Source organism: Paenibacillus xylanexedens (genome assembly GCF_017874615.1).
Taxonomy (GTDB): Bacteria; Bacillota; Bacilli; order Paenibacillales; family Paenibacillaceae; genus Paenibacillus; species Paenibacillus xylanexedens.
On record NZ_JAGIKV010000009.1, the window covers coordinates 1 to 22034 of the forward strand.

Annotated in this window: 20 protein-coding genes, 16 tRNA genes and 1 rRNA gene; 35 read left to right on the top strand and 2 right to left on the bottom strand. The window is 45.2% G+C overall.

The annotated features are described in order from the left end of the window. The 18 genes from J2Z28_RS13430 to J2Z28_RS13515 form a co-directional block, all read left to right on the top strand. Positions 1-80, top strand: a 23S ribosomal RNA gene (locus J2Z28_RS13430); the annotation flags it as partial. A 66-nt stretch (positions 81-146) separates the two neighbouring features. Beyond that, a tRNA-Asn gene (locus J2Z28_RS13435) sits at positions 147-222 on the top strand. Between the two features lie 3 nt (positions 223-225). Then, a tRNA-Ser gene (locus J2Z28_RS13440) sits at positions 226-317 on the top strand. Between the two features lie 9 nt (positions 318-326). Beyond that, positions 327-398: transfer RNA gene (locus tag J2Z28_RS13445), tRNA-Glu, on the top strand. A gap of 67 nt (positions 399-465) precedes the next feature. Beyond that, positions 466-541 (top strand) — tRNA-Val (locus J2Z28_RS13450). Between the two features lie 17 nt (positions 542-558). After that, positions 559-632, top strand: a tRNA-Met gene (locus J2Z28_RS13455). Between the two features lie 27 nt (positions 633-659). After that, positions 660-737: transfer RNA gene (locus tag J2Z28_RS13460), tRNA-Asp, on the top strand. Positions 738-832: 95 nt separating this feature from the next. Further along, positions 833-908: transfer RNA gene (locus tag J2Z28_RS13465), tRNA-Phe, on the top strand. Between the two features lie 20 nt (positions 909-928). Beyond that, positions 929-1004 (top strand) — tRNA-Thr (locus J2Z28_RS13470). A gap of 9 nt (positions 1005-1013) precedes the next feature. Continuing rightward, positions 1014-1099 (top strand) — tRNA-Tyr (locus J2Z28_RS13475). A 6-nt stretch (positions 1100-1105) separates the two neighbouring features. Further along, positions 1106-1179: transfer RNA gene (locus J2Z28_RS13480), tRNA-Trp, on the top strand. A gap of 29 nt (positions 1180-1208) precedes the next feature. After that, positions 1209-1281 (top strand) — tRNA-His (locus J2Z28_RS13485). A 22-nt stretch (positions 1282-1303) separates the two neighbouring features. Further along, positions 1304-1378: transfer RNA gene (locus J2Z28_RS13490), tRNA-Gln, on the top strand. Between the two features lie 4 nt (positions 1379-1382). Next, positions 1383-1457, top strand: a tRNA-Gly gene (locus J2Z28_RS13495). Positions 1458-1463: 6 nt separating this feature from the next. Continuing rightward, positions 1464-1537, top strand: a tRNA-Cys gene (locus tag J2Z28_RS13500). Positions 1538-1543: 6 nt separating this feature from the next. After that, positions 1544-1622, top strand: a tRNA-Leu gene (locus tag J2Z28_RS13505). A gap of 183 nt (positions 1623-1805) precedes the next feature. Further along, positions 1806-2732 (top strand): class I SAM-dependent methyltransferase, encoded by a 927-nt coding sequence (locus tag J2Z28_RS13510; RefSeq protein ID WP_211082895.1) that lies wholly within the window; start codon positions 1806-1808, stop codon positions 2730-2732. A 299-nt stretch (positions 2733-3031) separates the two neighbouring features. Continuing rightward, a tRNA-Asn gene (locus J2Z28_RS13515) sits at positions 3032-3113 on the top strand. 56 nt (positions 3114-3169) lie between these two features. Here the strand turns inward: J2Z28_RS13515 and J2Z28_RS31675 are convergent. Next, positions 3170-5560, bottom strand: a complete 2391-nt coding sequence (locus tag J2Z28_RS31675; RefSeq protein ID WP_211082896.1) for a helix-turn-helix domain-containing protein — start codon at positions 5558-5560, stop codon at positions 3170-3172. Between the two features lie 556 nt (positions 5561-6116). On the opposite strand from J2Z28_RS31675, the gene J2Z28_RS13525 reads away from it, so the two are divergent. From J2Z28_RS13525 to J2Z28_RS13580, 12 genes are all read left to right on the top strand, one after another. Beyond that, complete coding sequence (locus J2Z28_RS13525; protein ID WP_017692311.1) at positions 6117-6425, top strand: LiaF transmembrane domain-containing protein; 309 nt, start codon at positions 6117-6119, stop codon at positions 6423-6425. 35 nt (positions 6426-6460) lie between these two features. Continuing rightward, complete coding sequence (locus tag J2Z28_RS13530) at positions 6461-7132, top strand: PspA/IM30 family protein (RefSeq protein WP_017692312.1); 672 nt, start codon at positions 6461-6463, stop codon at positions 7130-7132. Between the two features lie 5 nt (positions 7133-7137). Continuing rightward, a complete protein-coding gene (locus tag J2Z28_RS13535) occupies positions 7138-7371 on the top strand; it encodes a PspC domain-containing protein (RefSeq protein ID WP_036673255.1) in 234 nt (77 codons plus the stop codon). Between the two features lie 17 nt (positions 7372-7388). Further along, positions 7389-7898: a PspC domain-containing protein gene (locus J2Z28_RS13540; protein ID WP_017692314.1), complete on the top strand. Its 510-nt coding sequence runs from the start codon at positions 7389-7391 to the stop codon at positions 7896-7898. 1 nt (position 7899) lies between these two features. Beyond that, positions 7900-8607, top strand: coding sequence for a PspA/IM30 family protein (locus J2Z28_RS13545; RefSeq protein ID WP_017692315.1), 708 nt, complete (start codon positions 7900-7902; stop codon positions 8605-8607). A 150-nt stretch (positions 8608-8757) separates the two neighbouring features. Continuing rightward, a complete protein-coding gene (liaF, locus tag J2Z28_RS13550) occupies positions 8758-9405 on the top strand; it encodes a cell wall-active antibiotics response protein LiaF (protein WP_211082897.1) in 648 nt (215 codons plus the stop codon). A gap of 31 nt (positions 9406-9436) precedes the next feature. After that, positions 9437-10552: a sensor histidine kinase gene (locus J2Z28_RS13555; RefSeq protein ID WP_211082898.1), complete on the top strand. Its 1116-nt coding sequence runs from the start codon at positions 9437-9439 to the stop codon at positions 10550-10552. Continuing rightward, positions 10494-11162 (top strand): response regulator transcription factor, encoded by a 669-nt coding sequence (locus J2Z28_RS13560; RefSeq protein ID WP_091020933.1) that lies wholly within the window; start codon positions 10494-10496, stop codon positions 11160-11162. The genes J2Z28_RS13555 and J2Z28_RS13560 overlap by 59 nt, the downstream gene beginning before the upstream one ends. Before the next feature lie 454 nt (positions 11163-11616). Beyond that, the gene (locus J2Z28_RS13565) at positions 11617-12366 is read left to right on the top strand and encodes a YwmB family TATA-box binding protein (RefSeq protein ID WP_211082899.1); all 750 of its coding nucleotides are present in this window, start codon (positions 11617-11619) and stop codon (positions 12364-12366) included. A gap of 215 nt (positions 12367-12581) precedes the next feature. Then, entirely contained in the window at positions 12582-14132 is a 1551-nt protein-coding gene (gene zwf / locus J2Z28_RS13570; RefSeq protein ID WP_211082900.1) for a glucose-6-phosphate dehydrogenase, read from the top strand. A 372-nt stretch (positions 14133-14504) separates the two neighbouring features. Then, positions 14505-14903, top strand: a complete 399-nt coding sequence (locus J2Z28_RS13575; protein ID WP_024634146.1) for a DoxX family protein — start codon at positions 14505-14507, stop codon at positions 14901-14903. Positions 14904-15254: 351 nt separating this feature from the next. Further along, positions 15255-16838, top strand: coding sequence for a peptide chain release factor 3 (locus J2Z28_RS13580; protein WP_211082901.1), 1584 nt, complete (start codon positions 15255-15257; stop codon positions 16836-16838). A gap of 228 nt (positions 16839-17066) precedes the next feature. Here J2Z28_RS13580 and sspI read toward each other — a convergent pair whose 3' ends face one another. Further along, positions 17067-17300, bottom strand: a complete 234-nt coding sequence (gene sspI / locus J2Z28_RS13585; protein WP_017692323.1) for a small acid-soluble spore protein SspI — start codon at positions 17298-17300, stop codon at positions 17067-17069. A gap of 128 nt (positions 17301-17428) precedes the next feature. On the opposite strand from sspI, the gene J2Z28_RS13590 reads away from it, so the two are divergent. The 5 genes from J2Z28_RS13590 to J2Z28_RS13610 all read left to right on the top strand — a co-directional run bounded on the left by J2Z28_RS13590 (position 17429) and on the right by J2Z28_RS13610 (position 21990). Continuing rightward, positions 17429-18130: a potassium channel family protein gene (locus tag J2Z28_RS13590; protein WP_076211287.1), complete on the top strand. Its 702-nt coding sequence runs from the start codon at positions 17429-17431 to the stop codon at positions 18128-18130. Between the two features lie 26 nt (positions 18131-18156). Continuing rightward, positions 18157-18948 carry a TrmH family RNA methyltransferase gene (locus tag J2Z28_RS13595; RefSeq protein WP_211082902.1) on the top strand — a complete coding sequence of 264 codons (792 nt, stop codon included), beginning with the start codon at positions 18157-18159 and terminating at the stop codon, positions 18946-18948. Positions 18949-19169: 221 nt separating this feature from the next. Then, entirely contained in the window at positions 19170-19673 is a 504-nt protein-coding gene (locus tag J2Z28_RS13600) for an SMI1/KNR4 family protein (RefSeq protein WP_017692326.1), read from the top strand. Positions 19674-20085: 412 nt separating this feature from the next. Then, complete coding sequence (locus J2Z28_RS13605) at positions 20086-20844, top strand: SDR family NAD(P)-dependent oxidoreductase (RefSeq protein ID WP_211082903.1); 759 nt, start codon at positions 20086-20088, stop codon at positions 20842-20844. A 60-nt stretch (positions 20845-20904) separates the two neighbouring features. Then, the gene (locus J2Z28_RS13610; RefSeq protein ID WP_211082904.1) at positions 20905-21990 is read left to right on the top strand and encodes an alkene reductase; all 1086 of its coding nucleotides are present in this window, start codon (positions 20905-20907) and stop codon (positions 21988-21990) included. Positions 21991-22034: the final 44 nt, after the last annotated feature.

The window sequence follows — 22034 nt, forward strand, 5'->3', positions numbered from 1 at the left end:
CGACGAGGTAGATAGGCTGGGGGTGGAAGTGCAGCAATGCATGGAGCTGACCAGTACTAATCGGTCGAGGGCTTATCCAATAGCAAGTTGTAATTTGCGTGTTTCGTTTCGAATCTAGTTTTCAGAGAACGATCTCTGAAGCATATTCCCTGATAGCTCAGTTGGTAGAGCACTCGACTGTTAATCGAGTTGTCACAGGTTCGAGCCCTGTTCGGGGAGCCATATGGAGAGGTGTCCGAGCTGGCCGAAGGAGCACGATTGGAAATCGTGTAGGCGTCACAAGCGTCTCGAGGGTTCGAATCCCTCTCTCTCCGCCATAATATTAAGGCCCGTTGGTCAAGGGGTTAAGACACCTCCCTTTCACGGAGGTAACAGGGGTTCGAATCCCCTACGGGTCATAATAACTTCAAAAAAAGAAGTTGATTTTTACAACAAGATTATGGTATGATCATAAATGTGTTGTTCGGAGGCTTAGCTCAGCTGGGAGAGCATCTGCCTTACAAGCAGAGGGTCGGGGGTTCGATCCCCTCAGCCTCCACCATATAAACTTTATAACGACGCGGGGTGGAGCAGCCCGGTAGCTCGTCGGGCTCATAACCCGAAGGCCGCAGGTTCAAATCCTGCCCCCGCAATTATACTTTCCTTTGAGAAAGTGATCTGGAACCGTGGTGTAGTTGGCCTAACATGCCTGCCTGTCACGCAGGAGATCGCGGGTTCGAATCCCGTCGGTTCCGCCATTTAATCTTTACATGAGGCAAACTGTTCACTACATCTGCTGTATGGCACTGATGCCCTATATAAAGTGTAAGGAATTAAGATTAGACTTTATTATGGCTCGGTAGCTCAGTCGGTAGAGCAGAGGACTGAAAATCCTCGTGTCGGCGGTTCGATTCCGTCCCGAGCCACCATTTTTAAAATAATTTAATAAGCCGGTGTAGCTCAACTGGTAGAGCAACTGACTTGTAATCAGTAGGTTGGGGGTTCAAGTCCTCTCGCCGGCACCATGTAATCCTGGAGGATTAGCGAAGTGGCCAAACGCATCAGACTGTAAATCTGCTCCCGTACGGGTTCGGTGGTTCGAATCCATCATCCTCCACCAGTTTTTAGGGGCATAGTTTAAAGGTAGAACAACGGTCTCCAAAACCGTTGGTGTGGGTTCAATTCCTGCTGCCCCTGCCAATTAACTTTTTAGAAATTAACCTTTTATGGCGGTCGTGGCGAAGTGGTTAACGCACCGGTTTGTGGATCCGGCATTCGGGGGTTCAATTCCCCTCGATCGCCCCTTTGTTTTTTCATTTTTTATTGGGGATTAGCCAAGCGGTAAGGCAACGGACTTTGACTCCGTCATGCATAGGTTCAAATCCTATATCCCCAGCCATTATGCGGACGTGGCTCAGCGGTAGAGCATCGCCTTGCCAAGGCGAGGGTCGCGGGTTCGATTCCCGTCGTCCGCTCCAAAATATGGCGCCATAGCCAAGTGGTAAGGCACAGCTCTGCAAAAGCTTTATCCCCAGTTCGAATCTGGGTGGCGCCTCCAGCATATGCCGGCGTGGCGGAATGGCAGACGCGCTCGACTCAAAATCGAGTGGGAAACCGTGGAGGTTCGAGTCCTCTCGCCGGTATATTGAATAGCCCTACATGTTGCTTATGCAATGTGTAGGGTTATTTTTATTTTATATAAATTGATTTATGTGCAGTAAGAAAATCTAGAGTAAGAGAAGTTAGACGTTAATAAAGATTGACGTATGATTATATTCAGTATATTGTAGATAATTAAAGTCTTTAATATAGAGGAGTGAAGCAGAGTGACTAATGGAAAAAATCTATCGGATACCGATCTGTTATTTGATCTTTCTGTATGGGAAGAGGCATGGAAGAATCGTCCGAGAAGTTCAAAATATAAGAAGAAAAGCGCATCATTCAATACAGAAGAGGTATTTGAGCGGTGGGCCAGAGATTATCATGCACAGTCGTTCACCGAAGAAGGAAAGCAGCGTTCTGAACGCATTATGGGCTGGATTGAAAACCAGGGTGTGGAATTCGCAGGGTTATCCATTTTGGACATTGGAGCCGCTTCAGGCATATTTACCATTCCTTTTGCAGAAAAGGGGGCAAGTGTGACCGCAGTTGAGCCTTCTGAGTTGCTTGTTTCCCTTATGAAAGAGACGATACCTTCAGCTCTGGAATCCAAAATTGAAATCGTAAACGAACGATATGAGGAAATCTCTATTCAGGATAAAGGCTGGGAGAAGAAATATGATTTTGCATTTGCATCCATGTGTCCGGCGATGTCGGATTGGGAAACGATTGAGCAGGCGATCAAATGTGCCCGGAAGTATGTGTATATAAGTACTATGGCGGGACAGAAGGAACACACACTAATGGATGAACTTAAGGATGTACTGGGGGTAACTTCTTCATACAAGGCCGGTGATATGGGGTATATCCAACAGTTGCTGTATTTGAAGGGGTATTCTTATACGATGATCATTACGAGAGAAGTTAACTCATTTGAAGTACCGGTGGAAGAGATTATCGAGCAGCTGCCAGAATGGCTTAATACGTATGAGTTACCATCGGATGAAGATTCCCTCAGATTGGCTGAGGATTACATTAACGATACGTACAAGGATAGTACGGTGACCTTCTCACGTGGAGGAAGATTTGGTAAGATTCTAATTCAACTTGAACAGCCCAATATGAAAACAGTTCGCACTAAGGATAAGCGATAAATCGCATAAGATTGGCAAGTGTACTAATAATCAGGAATTGAGACGGACAATGTAGTTAACCTCTAAGATGAAACTAGGAAGCATCATACTGCAAAACAAGAAGATACACGTGTCAAACATATGAAGTTAAGATTGCAGAAGTAAAGTTGTAATTGAAGGGAGCAGGTTATGTGCTCCCTCTTTTTTGAAGCCACTAATTCATCAACCGCTTTGAACCAGACCCTCGTTTATTTAGAGATGTTCGAGACAACGAAACAAAACACAGACCTAGTTTTCAGAGAATGATCTCTGAAGCATATTCCCTGATATTTCAGTTGGTAGAGCACTCCACGGTTAATCGAGTTGTCACAGGTCCGAGCCCTAGCCCTGTTCGGGGGGCCATATGGAGAGGTATCCGAGCTGGCCGAAGGAGTGCGACCTACAGTCGTGCTCCTTGTCTAATTTCTGTTCGACACTTCTGCTTTCTGCTTACGCTCCCGATACTGGCCGGGGGTGATTCCTTCCCATTTACGGAATGATCGGATAAAGTTTTGCGGATTGTTGTACCGAAGTCGTGCTGCGATATCTTTAACGGTTAGATCACTTTCATCCAGCCATTTTTTAGCGATGTTAAATCGGTACTTGGTCAGATATTCACTAAATGCACAGCCTGTCTCTTTGCGGAAAACACTACTTAAGTAGTTGGCATTGTAGTGAAGCTTCAAGGCGCATTCCTCAAGCGTCAGATCCTTATCATAATCTTGATGAATCATGGCAATCATCTTCTCAGATATATGCTGATACTGGGCATATTGTCTCGCTTTAAAAACCTGAATGACGGGCAAGATGACTTGATGGTTAAACCACTCCTCAACTTCAGCAGCGTACTGCAAACCATGAAGTTCATGAAACATCGAGCCACGACCTTGGGAGATCTGTCCGAGTCGTATGCCGGATTCCTGAGTCATTTGCAAAATATGCGTGAGTAGCCTCGTAAGAGCCACCTCATACTCCTCCGGTGTAACCTCCATACCAAAGATCACTTCAAGCAGTTGTTTCAGAAGAGCAGAGGCCTGGACTTCGTCCGCACTTTGAATAGCTTGGATCAACGAATATTCCAATGATTCCGGGTAGGTCATGGACCAAGTGGGAGCGTAATGATCTATGTTCTCATATTGAAAAATAATGCCTGTTCCCAGTTTCATCCGATGCCTCAATGCTTCCATGGCTTCTGTATAAGCTTGAGGGATGTGATATAGAGAGCTGTGTGGCTGGCTGAATCCTATACTGACTTGAAGAGTTAGAATCTTATCCATCTGTTGTTGTAACTGGTCTGTTAATACATATAGCTGCTGTGAAAAAATAAACTGATCCTGTTCCACGGTGCCAATCACCGTGACTACTGTATGTTCCAGCACAATGGGAAGCAATTGTTGGTTATGCACAACGGTTTCCTCCAATATATTTTGAATAGCGAATAATAAGAGGTCACGATCACTAGCTCTATATTTTGTATGATTAACAAGATCGGCCTGTAGTGTAATAACAGCAATTTGTTGCCATTCCCGAACCTGATGTGTGTAGCCATATTCATTCAGGGTGTCATGAAGAGTATGAACAGGGATCTTACCCTGGAACAGATTCATCATAAAATGATTGCGAATCTGCAATAGATGCACATTAAGTGTGTTCTCTAATTGGGAGCGAGAGGCAGATAATTGTGAGACCCCTGCTCTGATCTGTTCGAACTCATCAGAAAATGGTGGTGATTGCTGAGCTAATGTGTTTCCTTCTTTGGACAGATGGTTGTCACCAAGTTGGGTTAAAAGTTTACGAATCGGGACATGCATTCGCTTGGAGCCGAGCCAGGCGAGTAATAATGAAAGTAGAAGTAAGAAGATACTGATATACAAGGTGTGCAATCCGATATCGATATATTCTTGTGTCAGAATATTGGTAGGTGAGATTAGCACATAAGTCCATCCCTTTAAGGTAGAAGGGCTATACGTCAGGGAATAATGTGTATCGGCGATCTTAACTTCCCGTTTTTCAAAGCCTGTTGAAAATGTGATGGGTGATATTTTGGTTATGTTGGCTTCCGTATCCCGATCCTGTAATCCAATGGCAGACAACGGTTGTCCAATGTATACAGGATCGGGATGCACCAAGATACGTTGTTCCCGATTCAAAATGATCAGTCCTGCGGCAGCATTGCCTAAGGAGGATTCTCCTAGTGTATTTTGCAAAGAGCATGCAGGGATTCCTGCAATCAGGGCAGCATCGGAAGACGTATTCAGATTCGGAATAGATCTCGCAAGGGCAATATGATAGATACAGCCGGTACCTGGTGAACGCTCATCATTACTGAACACCGATGAAGGGGAGAGTTGCCATCCAGAGGTTAGCGTATCCGATATCAATTCCTTCATGGGAAGACCCAGTGGAAAATCCGTATTACGATATAATCCGGCATGATCAATAAGCCAATTCTGAGATTGATTCACCAGGGTAATATCTAACAAAGGTTCCCATGACCTCATATTCTGAAATTCGCTCTGCAGCTTGTCGGCAAGTAAAGGTCCTTTCCCTTCTAGTGAAGAAGAAGCAGACAGGGAACGGAGGGTTACTGGAGAGCGAACGGCCTGATCAAGCATATAACTGACTGTAGCGAGTTTGTGCTCTACGTTGGATTGCATTTGTTCCAGCAGCTGTCTGTTGGCCTGCGTACGATGCAGCTCAGTTTGGTTTGATGAATAGATAAATGCGGCAATTCCCGTTAACAAAATGGGCAGGGTGCTTAACAGGATTCCGAAGATGATCATTTTATGGAGATAGCTGATTGGTCGCACAGTCTCAGTTCCACCCCTGACATTAGAAATAGTAACACTTTCTATTTTAGTAAACGCTTACATATAGAACAATCTAAATTTTGTTTATTTGGATAAATAAGTAATTTCACAAGAAGGTATAGAAGTAGAGATAAGGGATTGCTGATAGATGATTTTGCCGAAAAGGCTAGAGTAACGGCTTGGAATGACTATCCAATACGTAATCATGAGAAACGAAATTGCAGTGTGAACGTAAATAGAGACATGGACATCATTCTCTCTACAGGTCGATATCGGCTAAAGGGTAGCCTGAGTACGGGTAATAGAAGGTATCTGGAGTGCTATTAAGCTTAGGTGGAACGTTGGTCTTGTATAGGGACAGTCAAAGGTCCAACTAGATCCCCGACCTGAGTCTAGGATGAAAAACCGTCCACGGTCTGTTTTGAAAAGTCGCGGAATCCCCTAGAATAAGGACATAAGGTTAAACAAGAAACACGGAAACAAAAAACAAGAAACAAACGAACAAATGACTCAACACATTAAAAGGAACGAATGGAAAGGGCGGTGAACAACAATTATGAGATTGAATAAGGGAAATGGCTGGGCGATTGTATTGATTGCGCTGGGTGCACTACTCCTCTTCGGAAAGTTAACTCCACTTCTTGGACACTTAATGGGTTATCTGATTCCGGTCCTGATGATTGCACTGGGATACTACGGAGTTAAACGAGGGAATGTGATGCTTGGCTGGATTGTTCTCATCATCGGTATCATCTCACTGATGGGTAAACTGGCATGGTTGATCGGACCGATCATCGCGATCGGGCTAATCATCTTTGGTATCTCAATGCTAAGCAATAACCGCAGTCGTCGTGGTCGGTACTAAGTTTTCACGATTATGAAAAGGAGGGACAGAACATAATGAGTGTATTTCGTCGAATGCGGGATATTACCGTAGCTAATCTGAACGAACATTTGGAGCAAAGTCAGGACCCAGTCAAACTGATTGATCAGTTCCTGGTCTCGACCCGCCAAGACATCGGTGAAGCCGAGAAACTTCGTCATCAATATGCAAGCCATACCAGACAAATGAAACAACAAGCCGATCAGGCAGCAGGTATGGTGAACAAACGGGAAGAACAGGCTTCCATGGCTCTGAAAGCAGGGGAAGAACATCTCGCTAAGCTGGCCTTGCAGGAGAAAATCCTCCACGAGGAAAAAATGGAACAGTACAATGAATTGTATGCACAAAGTTATGCGGCATTACAGGAGTTGGATGAACAGATCGACCAGCTGAAGGTTGAATATCAGAATGTATACAGCAAACGCCAATATTACTACGCTCGTATGCAGACGATTCAGTTACAGCAACGTATGAACCAGAGAGGCAATCACAACGGTCAGAATGTACCCCGTATGTTTAACCGACTGGATGATCAAGTCTCTGATCTCGAATATGAAGCACAAAGTCTCCGCGATATCCGGCGGATGAATCAAGATGGTTCAGGAGTGACTGGCAGCATGTCATCCTCTACGCTGGATAAGGAACTGGAACGCTTAAGACAGAAATTGAACAATGACAGAAAGGAGTAGTCACAATGAATAAATTATACCGCTCGGCGCGTAATCGAAGGCTAACAGGTTTGATCGGCGGCATTTCTGAAAATCTCGGATTGAGTACTACGCTGCTACGTATCATTTTCTTCATCAGTATTTTCGCTACGGGAGGTACATCATTGTTGATCTACTTCATCGCTGCGTTGGTGGTACCAAAGGAATCCAATCACGTTGATCCATATGCTTATGATTCCAACGTAAGAGGATACAAGTAAACGAAAGGAGCAAGCACATGAGCAAATTATACCGCTCAACGCGTGACCGGATGTTAACCGGCTTGTGCGGCGGAATTTCCGAAACCATCGGAATGGATTCCACCCTGCTGCGTATCATCTTTGTTATCAGTATCTTCGTAACTGGCGGCACGTCGTTATTAATATACTTTATTGCAGCACTGGTGGTACCAAAAGAACCGTATCCGCCTTATGATCCATATGGCTACGGTCCGGGCCAAGGCCCTGGTCCTGGCAGAGGATACGACAACTATGATCATCAGCCACCAAGAGGTCCTTTTCAAAATAATCACAACCAGCAAGGTCCTGGTAACTTCGGTCCCGGCCCTGGATTCAACGGCAGACCTCAATCTGGTCCCCGTTCTTATGACAACAACGCCTACGGAGCAGGAGCACCGCAAGAAAGTGAACTTGATTCCATGATGAAAGATATCGAGAAAAAAGCACTGAAAAAAGAAGTTGAAGAGCTTCGCCAAAAATTATCTCGTTACGAGAAGGGAGAAAAGTAAAATGGGAGTATTTAAACGGATTAAGGATATGACGAAAGCATCGGTAAATGATATGTTGGATAAAGTAGAGGACCCGATTGTAATGTTGAACCAGTACTTGCGTGATATGGAGGCTGAGATTCATGAGGCAGAGGTAACTGTTGCCAAACAAATGGCAAATGAGCGCCGCATGAAACAACGTTTGGATGAAGCGGAGCGTACTTCGGTACAACGTGAGTCCCAAGCAGAAGCTGCTCTGTCTAACGGTCAGGAAGAAGTGGCACGCAAATTGTTGGAAGAGAAAATCTACTTTGATCAAAAAATTACGGAGTACAGCGAACTGCATGCACAGTCCGAAGCACAAGCAAAAGATCTGTTGCAACAGTTGCATGATATGAAAGATGAGTTCTACAAAATGCGTAACAAACGTAATGAACTTGTATCCCGTGCACAAATGGCAAAAGCCAAAAAACAAATGTCTTCCATCAACAGCTTGCATTCGATCGAAAGTGGCGGCGCATCACTTGGATTCCACCGCATGGAAGAGAAAATCATGCAGCTGGAAGCTGAAGCTGACGTAGCTCGTGCACCTTATCGCAACACATCATCCACGTACACGAATCCTGTAGATGTGGAAAAACAGTTCAAAGTGGATCAGCAATTACAAGCCCTCAAAAACAAAATGGGCAATGGTTCCAAGAATGAAGCGAACGGAACTTCAAAAGAATAACTGTTCGCTTAGTGGACAATATGATATTCTATAAATCGTGTATAATGTACGGTTGGTAGAGCAAAAGTTAAGCCATACAGGACTTCATTGCCTGGTATGGCTTTTCCGTTGAATAAAGAGAGATTAACTTACAGAGGAGGTGCGGCGGGGATGAATCAAAAGAGTAAATGGCTTGCAGTTGTCATTATGATTATTGGCACAATGATGTTATTGAATGACAATATTAACTTCCTGACCGCTGCCGCACTGATTCTGTTAACGGTTGGAATGCTTCAAGTCCGCAATGGGGATACCCGCAAAGGTCATCGGTATCTTGGCATTGGTGCGGCACTGTTATTGCTGGATAATTTAATGATTGTATTTTTGATTGTACTGGCTTCTTTAGCTTACTTTTATTCGAAAAACAAAAAGATTCATCTGGACGAAGGTGTTATGAAGAAACAGAATTTCATGGCTCGGTACTACTGGGATCAATCATCATGGACGTTACGTAGTATGAGTCTGTGGCATGCCATAGGTGAGGTTAATGCCGATCTATCTCTTTCAATTCCGGAGGAGAAACAAACAATGGTGCTGCTGCAAGGAGTTATGGGTAATGTTCGCCTTACACTACCAGAAGATTATGGTGTGGAGATTGAAGCATCGGTTCTTTTCGGCCGGATTAATCTTCTTGGAGAACAAGATAGCGGCATGATGAACAAATTAGTATGGAGAACGCCTGGATATGAATCCAGTGAACATAAAGCAAAATTTGTCATTTCTTATATTGTTGGCGACCTAAACATCAGTAATCCGTAGTAAAATAGATGAAGAGAAGGAGGAGACCCCGATGAAGACAAAACGACATACCGACATGGTAACCCGAAGTATGGGTGAAGGGATCCTCCTGGTTTTCATTGTGCTCGCAGTTATTTTGTATGTATTGTATACATATGGTTATCTTGCTCCGTTTACAGGCTGGCGTCATCTGATTCAATCGGGTCTGGCCTTATTGCTGCTTCTGATTGGGATTGGTGCGGTCTTTGGGTTCTATCAGAGTTACCGGGTTAAACGCCGGATTGAACTGCTGCGGGAAACACTTCTACTGTGGGAGAAGGGCTCTCTATCACGCACTGTACCTGATCTGGGCGATGATGATGTGGGCCGTTTAAGTGAGCAACTCGGACGAATCGGCAAAAAGTGGGAAGATCAGATATCTTCGCTCCAGCGATTGTCTACTCATAATGCACAGCTTGCTGAACAAGCCAGAATTACGGCTATTGTGGAAGAGCGGCAACGTTTGGCACGGGAACTGCATGATGCGGTATCGCAGCAATTGTTCGCGATATCCATGACAGCAACGGCCGTTGGACGGAAGATGGAGAAGGATTTTGAACGTGCTCAGCGGCAGGTGGCTCTGATTGAGGAAATGGCTTCGGTAGCCCAGTCCGAGATGCGTGCGTTACTGTTACATCTGCGGCCAGTCTATCTGGAGGGGAAACATCTTGAACAAGGTCTGCGTGATCTGGTGATGGAACTGAAAACGAAAGTACCCATGGACATTGTGTTCGAAATGGACGAGGACATTGATCTGATCAAAGGTATCGAGAATCATCTGTTTCGAATCGTTCAGGAGGCTATGTCCAATACGTTACGGCATGCAAAAGCGGAAAAAATGGAGATACGGATCCAGCGCCGTACCGATGCGATCAGGGTATTGATTCGTGATGATGGGCAAGGCTTCGATCTGGATGAGAATAAACAAGCTTCCTACGGTCTGGCTAACATGCGTGAACGTGTTACGGAGATTGGCGGGGCCATACAATTTGTAACAGCGCCTGGTAAGGGAACGCGGATTGAGATTACGATACCTGTGATGAACGATGAAAGCGAGGAAGAACATGTCAATGGAACCGGAAGTCGAAACGGAGACGGAAACGTCGATCAAAGTATTGCTCGTGGATGATCATGAGATGGTACGTATTGGTCTTGCAGCAGTACTGGATACCGAAGATGGAATTGAAGTTGTTGGTGAAGCAGGTAGTGGAGAGGAAGGCATTCGGCTCGCACAGGAATATAAGCCTGATGTTGTTCTGATGGACCTGGTTATGGAAGGCATGGATGGCATTGAGGCTACTCGTCAGGTACTTAAAATGTATCCAGAGTGCAAAGTCATTGTATTGACCAGTTACCTGGATGATGAAAAAATGTATCCTGTCATTGAAGCAGGCGCATTCAGTTATCTGTTGAAAACATCAAGAGCCAATGAAGTGGCAGATGCGATTCGCGCAGCCGCTCGCGGGCAATCCGTTCTGGAGTCACAGGTGGCTTCGAAAATGATGAATCGCTTCCGGCAGCCACAGGCAGCAGCTCCTTTGCATGATGAATTAACGGACCGGGAAATGGATGTGCTCCGGTTGCTCGCCAAAGGTAAATCGAATCAGGACATCGCTGATGATCTAATCATCGGCATTAAGACGGTCAAATTCCATGTTACAAACTTACTGGCAAAATTGGGCGTAGACGACCGTACACAGGCCGCGATCTATGCTTATAAAAATGGACTTGCAGAGTAATAACAAGAACTATATGCAATAACATAATTAAGCCAAAGAACCGTGCATTAATGTGCGGGAAGTAATAGATAAGTGATGATTATATAAATTGAACTAAAGATTTATACAAAACGGAAAGGACAGAAGGAACCTGAAGAAGCGAAGCTAAAAGCTTTCTGAAAGAAAGCTACTTCGGAAGCATAAACTTCGCCTTTATCCCCGGATTTACCCTTTATAAAAAGAATCAAAAAAATCTGGGGATAACAGCGATCGGAAGGTTGTTCTGTCAGCGGAGTGGCGAGTGTAAATATTGTGTAGTTCAATTTATATAGAAATTTATAAATGAAAGCTCCGATCTGCCATGCATGTGGCGGGTGGGGCTTTTTTGTTGTGTGCAGAAGAAGTATAGCTAATGTGGGAAAGGGGCATGCTGTTGATAGATTCATAGAATGAAAGAAAGAAGCGGGGGATTCAAATGTTAAATCGTTGGATGACAGCAGGTATCTTGGCAATAGCTATCATAATTCTTATTGGTGTGACACAGGTATACGCAGAGAAGAACGAATCCAAAGCTGCCCAACTGGAACAGTTAATCTATACTGCTGACAGCGTGATTGATAATGTGGATCGTCTGGTGATTAAATGGCAAGGAGAAGGCAAGGGAAATGCACAAGCGCAGGCCTTATTACTGGCTAGTCACTTAGGGCTTGAACCACCGATGCAGGTACGTCAGACGGGCCACAATGTGTACCGTAGTGAGCTAGTTGTAGGTACAGCTAATGGTGGCGTAGGCATGTTGGTCAATGTCGTCGAGACAGGAGATAACGGTTACTACGCCATCGTACAACTTTCAGGGGATACACAAACGGATCGGAAGGCATTAATAACATTACATGAAGAGGTCGAACAACTGCTTGTAGACTCAGGGATGAAGGCAACCTGGAATATGTCTGTGCAAGGTACAGTAGTTACTGCTACGGAACATGATGCGAGTCAGCAACTGGAACTGATCGAAGAACAGCTGTCCACAAAGGTGGATATCGCCTCCGTCGAACGTTATACAGATGCAGGTACTGCAAGTGTCTCTTATAAGGCGGCTGAGCTGCCCCTATCTATCAAGAGTGGCTCGCATATGTTGAATATGCAACTCGCAGTTCACCAGGTTGGTGATGAGCTCGATAATCGAATTACAGTGGGGTTTCCGGTGATTACGATTGAATACTAAGGGATGGATTTTTCATGAATTGGGACCCAATATTGAGAATCTTTATCAGAAAAATGAGTTTGAAATAGTGCATCCATTCAGTTGATATGCTAAAATGGCATCACATCCAAGAAGGAACTTGCTGGTAATTGACAGTTGTATGTCGTGCATATATAACACCATTACATAGCTCGGGGAGAGCGTGAAGGTTATCTTCCCGGAAGAAAGAGGAGCCCATGGTTGAAAAACAATTGCAAGATGAAGTACAGACACCAGGCGCAGTATTTTTCATTTTTGGAGCAACGGGTGATTTGGCCCGCCGGAAGCTGTTTCCGGCTATCTACAGTCTTTACCGTGAAGGCAAGCTTGCCGAAGACTTTGCGGTTATTGGCGTAGCACGTCGTCCGAGGTCCCCAGACCAATTCCGGGAAGACATCTATGAATCCATTAAAGAGTTTTGCCGTTATCCAGCGGGGGAACCTGATGAGTGGAACGCTTTTGTCGAGCATTTTGAATACAAAGCACTGGATATCAATAATGTGGAAGGATTCAAAGAGCTGCGTGCGCAGACGGAGCATCTGGAATCAAAGTTTAACACGCCGGGGAATCGACTGTTCTATCTGGCACTGGCACCTGAGCTGTTTGGCAGTGTCTCGTACAGTTTGCGGGACGGTGGTATGTTGGAAAGTCAGGGATGGAACCGTTTGGTGATCGAAAAACCATTTGGTTATGATCTGCAATCGGCCGAACATCTGAATGAGCAGATTCGTGAGGTATTCCGTGAAGAGGAAATCTATCGGATTGATCATTATCTGGGCAAGGAAATGGTGCAAAATATCGAAGTGATCCGCTTCGGAAATGCCTTTTTTGAACCGCTCTGGAATAACAAACATATTGCCAACGTTCAGATTACGCTTGGTGAGACGGTAGGCGTGGAAGAACGTGGCGGTTATTATGATCACTCCGGTGCACTGCGTGATATGGGGCAGAACCATATGCTTCAGATGCTGACGATGATTGCGATGGAACCGCCGAGTCGCCTATTCCCGGAGGACATTCGGGATGAGAAGGTGAAGGTACTGCGTTCATTGCGAGCCTTTACTTCGGATGAGGAAGTGAGCAACAACGTTGTGCGGGGGCAGTATGCCGAAGGGGAGTACCGTGGCAAGCAGCTTCCGGGGTATCGCCAGGAAGACAAGGTTGATCCCCAGTCGAATACGGAGACATATTTTGCCGCACGTGTATTCGTGGATAATTTCCGCTGGGCAGGTGTACCATTCTACATTCGGACAGGCAAGCGTCTTCCGGTGAAAACGACTGAGATCGTAGTTGAGTTCAAGTCGATGCCAAACAACGTGTACCTTGGGAAAAAGTATAAATTGGAACCGAATCTGCTGGTCATTCGGGTGAATCCGATGGAAGGCATATATATCAAAATCAATGCCAAGAAACCAGGCTCGGATTCCGAGATTCAGCCACTCGCAATGGATTTCTGTCAGAGCTGCATGATTGGAATTAACTCGCCTGAAGCGTATGAACGTCTGCTGCATGATGCAGCAGAAGGGGATTCTACGTACTTCACCCGTTGGGATGAAGTGGCAACAGCCTGGTCTTTTGTGGATCGGATCGCAGTAGCCTGGGGGCAGAATCAAGGAGAGCTTCATACGTATCCTGCTGGAACTTGGGGACCAGAAGCGACAGATAAGCTGCTGGAGCAGGACGGATTCCACTGGTGGCCGGTGAATGGTCAGGACGAGGACAGCGTGATCTGGCAAGTGAATGGTTAGAGTAAGGGCATTAACAACAGTATTAACAATATACACAACATGACTGAGCCTGGGGAAATCGCAAATTTTGCGGTGTACCCAGGCTTTTTAGTGGGGGAAAAGGTAGGTATCCATCATAAGGAAATAAGTAATTTAAATTAAGTTGTTGACAAAAAGTAAGTATGTAACTTATACTCAACACATGAGTTAAAGAGTTACGCAAATGACAAACTTCATTCGGGCAAACGTTTCGGATAAGTTATCATTCATGAGATAAAATGTAAACCAGTTGAAGGGGTTTGCGTCACAGAGAATCATGAAGAAAAAATGTGCATAATATCTTTAATCTAAGAATACTATTTTGTATATATCGAATGGAGGAAAAAGAAAATGATGTTGGATGTAGGGTTGTTGTTGATTCGTTTGGTGATTGGATTGTCGTTCATGGCGCACGGAGCTCAAAAGCTGTTTGGTTGGTTCGGAGGTTACGGGATCAAGGGTACAGGCGGCTGGTTTGAGTCGATGGGCATGAAGCCCGGTGCATTGGTGGCGCTGCTGGCTGGACTCGCGGAATTCGGCGGCGGATTGCTGCTGGCTCTGGGTCTGCTCACACCGGTAGGTGGCATTCTGATTGCATTGACGATGGTTATTGCAATTGTGAAAGTCCATGGAGCGAACGGATACTGGTCCACACAGAACGGATTCGAATATAATCTCGCGATTCTGGTGATTGGTGTAGCGCTGGCATTGACAGGTGGTGGACAATACGCGCTGGATGCATTGATTTTCTAAAACCGATAAATAATAATGAATGAGGAGTGCCTGGATGCCATGGAAATGGCTGAAGGGTGCTTTTTTTTGCAAGGGAAAAGAGAAGAATCTGCGGTAGTAATCGGTTATTTTCGGTACAGATTATGGTACAATAGGAGAGTTGGGTTAAGAAGCAGATCACGGTATACATGAAAGCACAGATTTAAGGAGGATGAACTCCATTGTAAATGTGTAAAATTAATCTAGTGTGTAAATACCTAGTACGTAAAAACTGATGTACAATCAACCGGCCTCGCCGGATTGCATAAAGATTGAATGATGGACCGGCCATGCCGGATTAACGTGAATGAACGGACGAAAGGGATTAAACCTATGAGCAAAGCTGCAAATGATATTCTTCAACAGGAAGTGGACAAACGCCGGACGTTTGCCATTATCTCTCACCCGGATGCGGGTAAAACTACATTAACCGAGAAACTGTTGCTGTTCGGGGGCGCGATTCGCCTTGCGGGAACGGTAAAAGCTCGGAAAGCAAGCAAACACGCAACAAGTGACTGGATGGAAATTGAGAAACAACGGGGGATCTCGGTTACCTCTTCCGTAATGCAATTTGACTATCTGGATCATCGCGTCAACATTCTGGATACACCGGGTCACCAGGATTTCAGTGAAGATACGTATCGTACACTGACGGCTGCCGATAGCGCGGTAATGTTGATTGACGTGGCAAAAGGTGTCGAGGCACAAACGATCAAGTTGTTCCAGGTATGTGCGAAGCGTGGCATTCCAATCTTTACATTTATCAACAAACTCGACCGTGAGGGTAAAAGCCCATTTGACCTGATGGAAGAACTTGAAAATGTACTGGGTATTCGTTCGGTTCCGATGAACTGGCCTATTGGTACAGGTCGCGAGCTGTGCGGTGTCTATGACCGGATGAAAAATCAGGTGGAATTGTTCCAAGGGGACGATCACTCAACGATTAAAGTACAAAAGGTAGATGGCTACAAAGATCCGATTATCCGTGAGATGGCAGGGGAATATCTGCATGATCAATTGTGTCAGGATCTGGAGTTGCTGGATATTGCGGGCGACCAATTCGACATGGAGAGAGTTCAACGCGGCGAATTGACACCTATTTTCTTCGGTAGTGCGATCAACAATTTCGGCGTACAGACTTTCCTGGAGAACTTCCTGGAACTGGCACCGAAGCCTGAACCACGTCGCAGTACGGCAGGAGAGATTCAGCCAACGAATGAGAAATTCAGCGGTTATGTGTTCAAGATTCAGGCAAACATGAACCCGGCACACCGGGATCGTATTGCGTTCCTGCGTATTGTGTCAGGCAAGTTCCAACGTGGAATGAGTGTGAAGCATACTCGTGTGGGTAAAGATATCAAGCTGTCACAGCCACAGCAATTCCTGGCACAAGACCGGGATATTGTAGAAGAGGCGTATGCCGGCGATATTATCGGTTTATTCGATCCGGGTATTTTCCGGATTGGCGATTCACTGAGCCAAGGCAGCGAAGTTATTTTTGAGGAATTGCCAACGTTCTCTCCAGAGATTTTCGCCAAAGTTACTGTGAAAAATGCATTGAAACATAAACAGTACCAAAAAGGAATTGATCAGTTGACGGAGGAAGGAACCATTCAGGTGTTCCAGACGGCAAGTTTCGACGAGACAATCCTCGGCGTAATTGGTCAACTACAGTTCGAGGTATTTGAATACCGGATGAAAGGCGAGTATGGGGTAGACGTACTGTTACAACGCATGCCTTATCAGTTCGCTCGCTGGATCGTGGACGAGAATCTGGACCCAAGCAAATTCCGGATTAACTCTACGCTTGTCAAAGATAAAAAAGGGAATTATGTGGTGCTCTTCGAAAATGAGTATGCAATGAGAACGGCTATGGATAAAAATCCTACAGCTCAATTCCTGGAGACTGCGCCTTAAGTGAAGACAGAAGTATTTCGTGGGAGTTGTTAAAAAGTTAGTTAGACTTGACAAGTTCATGTGATGAGATAGAGCTTGTTAAAAATAAGATCCCTCCGCCAATTGGCGGAGGGATCTATTGCTATACACCTTACCTGGAGGCGGGTATGATCCAGCCGAATAAGGGAAAGCTTTCTTTTGCAGACAGAACAAACGTAATGATGGTTACCTTACCCTCCACTGCTTCGATTAGCTAAGCGGTTGGACGGGAATGGTGTGCAGATGCTCTTGCGCGATTTGAATCAGTTCTTCCTGCTTGGCAGGTTCTGTGTTCTTCCAGATCATCTCGAAAATGGCGCCAAGTCCAGGTAATGCAGCTTCTGGTCCATCTACTGAACCTTCAATCATCTCCCGGAGCTGATCATCACTCTTGTCATGAACTTTATGAACAATCGCTTCACGCAGGCTTAATGTAATGGGCATCGCAATTCCCTCCTCGTATATTCGGCTGCTCTAATACTGTTCCCTGGGAAGCGCGAGCGCATTCAAGTTTATCGGGCTTTGTGGTATACTACGAAGGATTATTTACGTTAGCATGGGTATCCGTAATGATGCGTCATGCTGAAGTGCAGCGGGAGGTTAAGACCCTAATGGCCAAGAAACAGTATGCCGTAATTGGCATGGGACGGTTCGGATCAAGTGTTGCCAATGCACTGAGTGGCATGGGATTCGACGTGCTGGCAATTGATGCGGACGAGCAACGGACTCAGGAAATGTCCAATGTGGTGACCCATGCGGTATCGGCAGATTCAACAGATGAAGAAGCGCTGCGTGCGCTGGGCATACGGAATTTCGACGTTGTCGTTGTGGCGATTGGTGAAGATATTCAGGCGAGTATTCTGACAACCCTGATATTGAAAGATATGGGTGTACCGGTGCTGATCGTAAAAGCCCAAAATGAGCTTCATGGTAAGGTATTGCAGAAGATTGGGGCAGATAAAGTCATCTATCCTGAGCGGGATATGGGACTACGCGTAGCCCATCATCTGACCTCGCCTAATATACTGGATTACATCGAGTTATCTGAGGATTACAGCATTTTGGAGATGAGAGCCTCCGAGCAAATGATCGGTAAAAACCTGATGGAATTAAACATCCGTGCACGTTTTGGTTGTAACGTGATGGCGATTCGCAGTGGGAATTCGATGAACATCTCGCCGTACGCGGAGGACCGGATCGAAGCTGGAGATGTGCTGATCATTGTGGGTCACAAGGATCATTTGACGAAAATGGAGCTTGCGTATCCGAAGTGATGGATGCAGATGGGAAGGATGGAAAGATGGATATTGTATCACCGCAAAATACACGTGTAAAAGAATGGGCGCAGTTGCTGGAGAAAAAACATCGTACCCGTCAACATAAATATATCATTGAGGGCATTCATCTTGTACAGGAGGCACTACGTGCCAGAGCAGATCTGGAGTGCATCGTGTACGATGGAGAGCAAGGCGTACCTAGCGAACTCGCCGGGCTTGAGAATCCGCTACAGCGTGTGGAGTGGGTTAGTGTATCTCCAGCGGTTATCGCCAAATGTACGGATACGATGACACCGCAGCCTGTATTCGCGATTGTGCGTAAAGGCAGTGAGCCACTGGAAAGCCTAATTACCGGAGCGCGCGGGCTTGTTGTGGTGCTGGACGGAGTGCAAGACCCAGGTAATGTGGGGACAATCATCCGTAGTGCGGACGCAGCGGGAGCAGCGGGTGTGGTACTTGGCGCGGGCTGTGCTGATGTGTATAACCCAAAGACGATTCGCTCGACGATGGGGTCATTGTTTCATTTGCCCATTGTGGAGGGCCAGTTGGAATCCTTGCTTCCCGAAGCGAAGGCTGCGGGCGTGAAGCTGGTTAGTACTTCTTTGCAGTCAGAGCATTCATGTTATAGTTATGATTTTACGCAGTCGGTATGGCTTGTCATTGGTAACGAAGGCAAAGGCATCTCGGGTGCTACGGCACGTTTGGTAGATGATGCGATTACGATCCCGATGCAGGGACAGGCAGAGTCGCTCAACGCGGCGATGGCGGCAACGATTTTGCTGTTTGAGGCGATGAGACAGCGGATGTTTAACTAACTAATAATTTTCCTTTCCAATTTAAAATTAACTGTCCTTAACTAAAATTAACTTTCCCCAAACCACCAAAGGCTGGAACATGGTTGCCGCTTTTCCCAACCATTTGTCCAGTCTTTTTGTCTTTCTCTTTGAAGCACCACAGCAGGGATTTTCCATTCAAATCCCGAATAGGTGATATAGTTTGTATTTCTTAAGCTGATGGGCAGGTGTATAAATTGGAAATGAATAATGGAAAAGGAAAAACTCACCTTAGGGAATTTATGACTTGGGCTGGGGAAAAGGGCTGGGACATAATGACTAAATCCGGTTCGCAGCTACATTTAAACAACGGCATTACTTCAAGATATAAAGGACTTCCAGATGAATATTTGGAATTTCTAAATGTAGTTGAAAAATGCGTTGCACCGGATGAGCAAACCTGGTTTATTTGTGATGCTGAGTTCAACAATAGCACGGAGACCGCATTCCAATGGAATGAATTTGAAATGCTTAGTTTGGAGGCAGCAGAGGGTGATTCTATTTGGCAGTCAGAGATAACGGCTTGGTGGGATTATCACTTGCCGATCGTAATGTCTGTGGAGGATGGATATTCCTTCTATGCCATTGACTTAACAACCGACAGTGGAGCTATTGTCCGTGGATGTGAGCCTGAATTTGAAGAGGTTGAAAAGGTATCCGATTCGTTTGGAGAATTTCTGGCATGGATGATGTTGAATTCAGATTAGCGTAGCTAGGAAAGGTTGATGCTTAGTGATGGAAGGAAAATAGGTGAAGTCATCACTTTCGTAAACGAGGCCGGGGTAAGGCGTGTTTCCCTAATGCTGATTGCCCTTGTAATAATGTATTTGGACCTTGGTGAAATCTCAATTTGTATTATAGAAAAGATGTGTTTATCTTATGAAACGATATAAGAATTCTTAATTTATGATATAAAAATGGTTTATATAGCGTGATCTTAGTCTTATTTAAGTGTGTTCCAAGCATAGTCTCTATATATAAAATAATTATTTACTGTTCGTTCTAGAAATGATATGCTAACAGCAAGTTAGATCTAACTACTTTTTTTTACACATTAAAGAATGATCATTCTCAAAACTAAAATTACACTAATCTAAAGAATATAAGGGAGAGAATATGATGAAATACACAGTAATTACAGGAGCAAGTTCAGGAATTGGATATGAAACAGCATTGGCATTTGCAGCACGGGGTAAAAACTTGATCTTGGTAGCTAGAAGATTGGATAAGTTGGAAGACCTTAAATCGACTATTCAGGGTATCGATCCTAAAGTAAATGTTATCGTTCACACAAGCGACCTGTCTGTTACCGCAGAGGCGTACGAACTGTATAACGATTTGAAAGAATATGAGATTGAGACTTGGATTAACAATGCCGGGCTTGGAGAAGGCTCGTTCATTGCTGATCAGAATTTGGATAAAGTGGAGACCATGCTGCGTGTTAACATCGAATCTTTGACCATTCTATCTACACTGTATGTGCGAGATTATGCGAATGTGGAAGGCACTCAATTGATCAACGTCTCATCCGCACTCGGATATGCTATTGCTGTAGGCAGTGTTGCTTATTCTGCATCGAAATACTACGTTAGTGCCTTCACAGAAGGTCTTGCCAAAGAACTGGAACTGAAAGGTGCAAAACTTAAAGCGAAGGTGCTTGCACCAGCGATCACTGAAACAGAATTTGTGCAAAAATCAATAGATGCTGAAGGATTTGATTACAAAGCAAACATGTCTAAGTACCACACTGCTAAAGAAATGGCAGGCTTCATGATCGATCTGTATGATCACAATGAAGTGGTTGTAGGAATTGTAGACCAGAACTATGAGTTCCAACTGACAGGTGCGATCTACCCGGTGATTTCAGAATTGAATTAATAGAATAGAATCTAGAGGATTCATCTACAAAATCTCAAATAAGAAGAGGAGTACAACCCATTGGAAAAGATATGGAGTAAAACAAAGATTGGCAACATGGAATTGCCTCATCGACTAGCGATGGCACCTATGACACGCAGTCGAGCACAAGAAGAAGGTACACCTGGAGAGTTGGCGGCACTTTATTATGCTCAGCGCGCAACGATGGGACTTCTGATTACGGAAGGAACGCAACCTTCCGATGATGGACAGGGATACTTGTGGTCACCTGGCATCTACACCGATAAGCATATTGATGGATGGAAAAAGGTAACGGATGCGGTGCATGAAGCTGGCGGATATGTATACATCCAATTAATGCATGCGGGTCGCATGTCACATCCGGACAATACCCCGCATCATCGTCAACCGGTTGCTCCATCAGCAATCGCACCGGGTGTAGAAATGTTTACGGCTACAGGGATGCAGGATATCCCCGTTCCCCGGGAATTGAGTCAGGAGGATATTCAAACGACCATTGCCGATTTCCGAAAAGCAGCAGCGGCAGCGATCGAAGCAGGGGCGGATGGCGTCGAGATTCATGGGGCCAACGGATACTTGATCAATCAATTCTTGGGAGAAAATTCAAATACACGGACAGATGAGTATGGCGGGTCAATTGAAAATCGTGCTCGCTTTGCGATTGAAGTAACCAAAGCCATCGTGGAGGAAATAGGCGCAGAACGAACAGGCTTCCGTATCTCACCAGGGACACCGCTGGGTGGAATTCAAGATGGCGAACAAGGTCCTGAACTCTATCGCTATCTTGTAGAAGAAGTGGCTCAATTGGATTTGGCTTACCTTCATGTTATGCATCTTGGAGATGAACAACTGCTCCAAGACATTCGTTCGATCTGGCAAAATCCATTGTTGGTCAATCGGGCTGGAAGAACGTTGGATGATCTCGGTGTGGATTTAGATCGTGGTCTCGCTGAGGTAGTACCTGTAGGTGTATGGTCCTTAGCTAATCCAGATTTGGTGGAACGACTTCAACAAGGTGCGCCACTCAATGAAGCAGATCCGACAACCTTCTTTGGATTGGGAAGTAAAGGCTACACGGATTATCCTACGTTGGGAGAATTAAAGTCGCAAGAGGGGCTACACTAGCACAAACCATGGAGCATGGCGTACAACTGAACATTGCGCGCCAT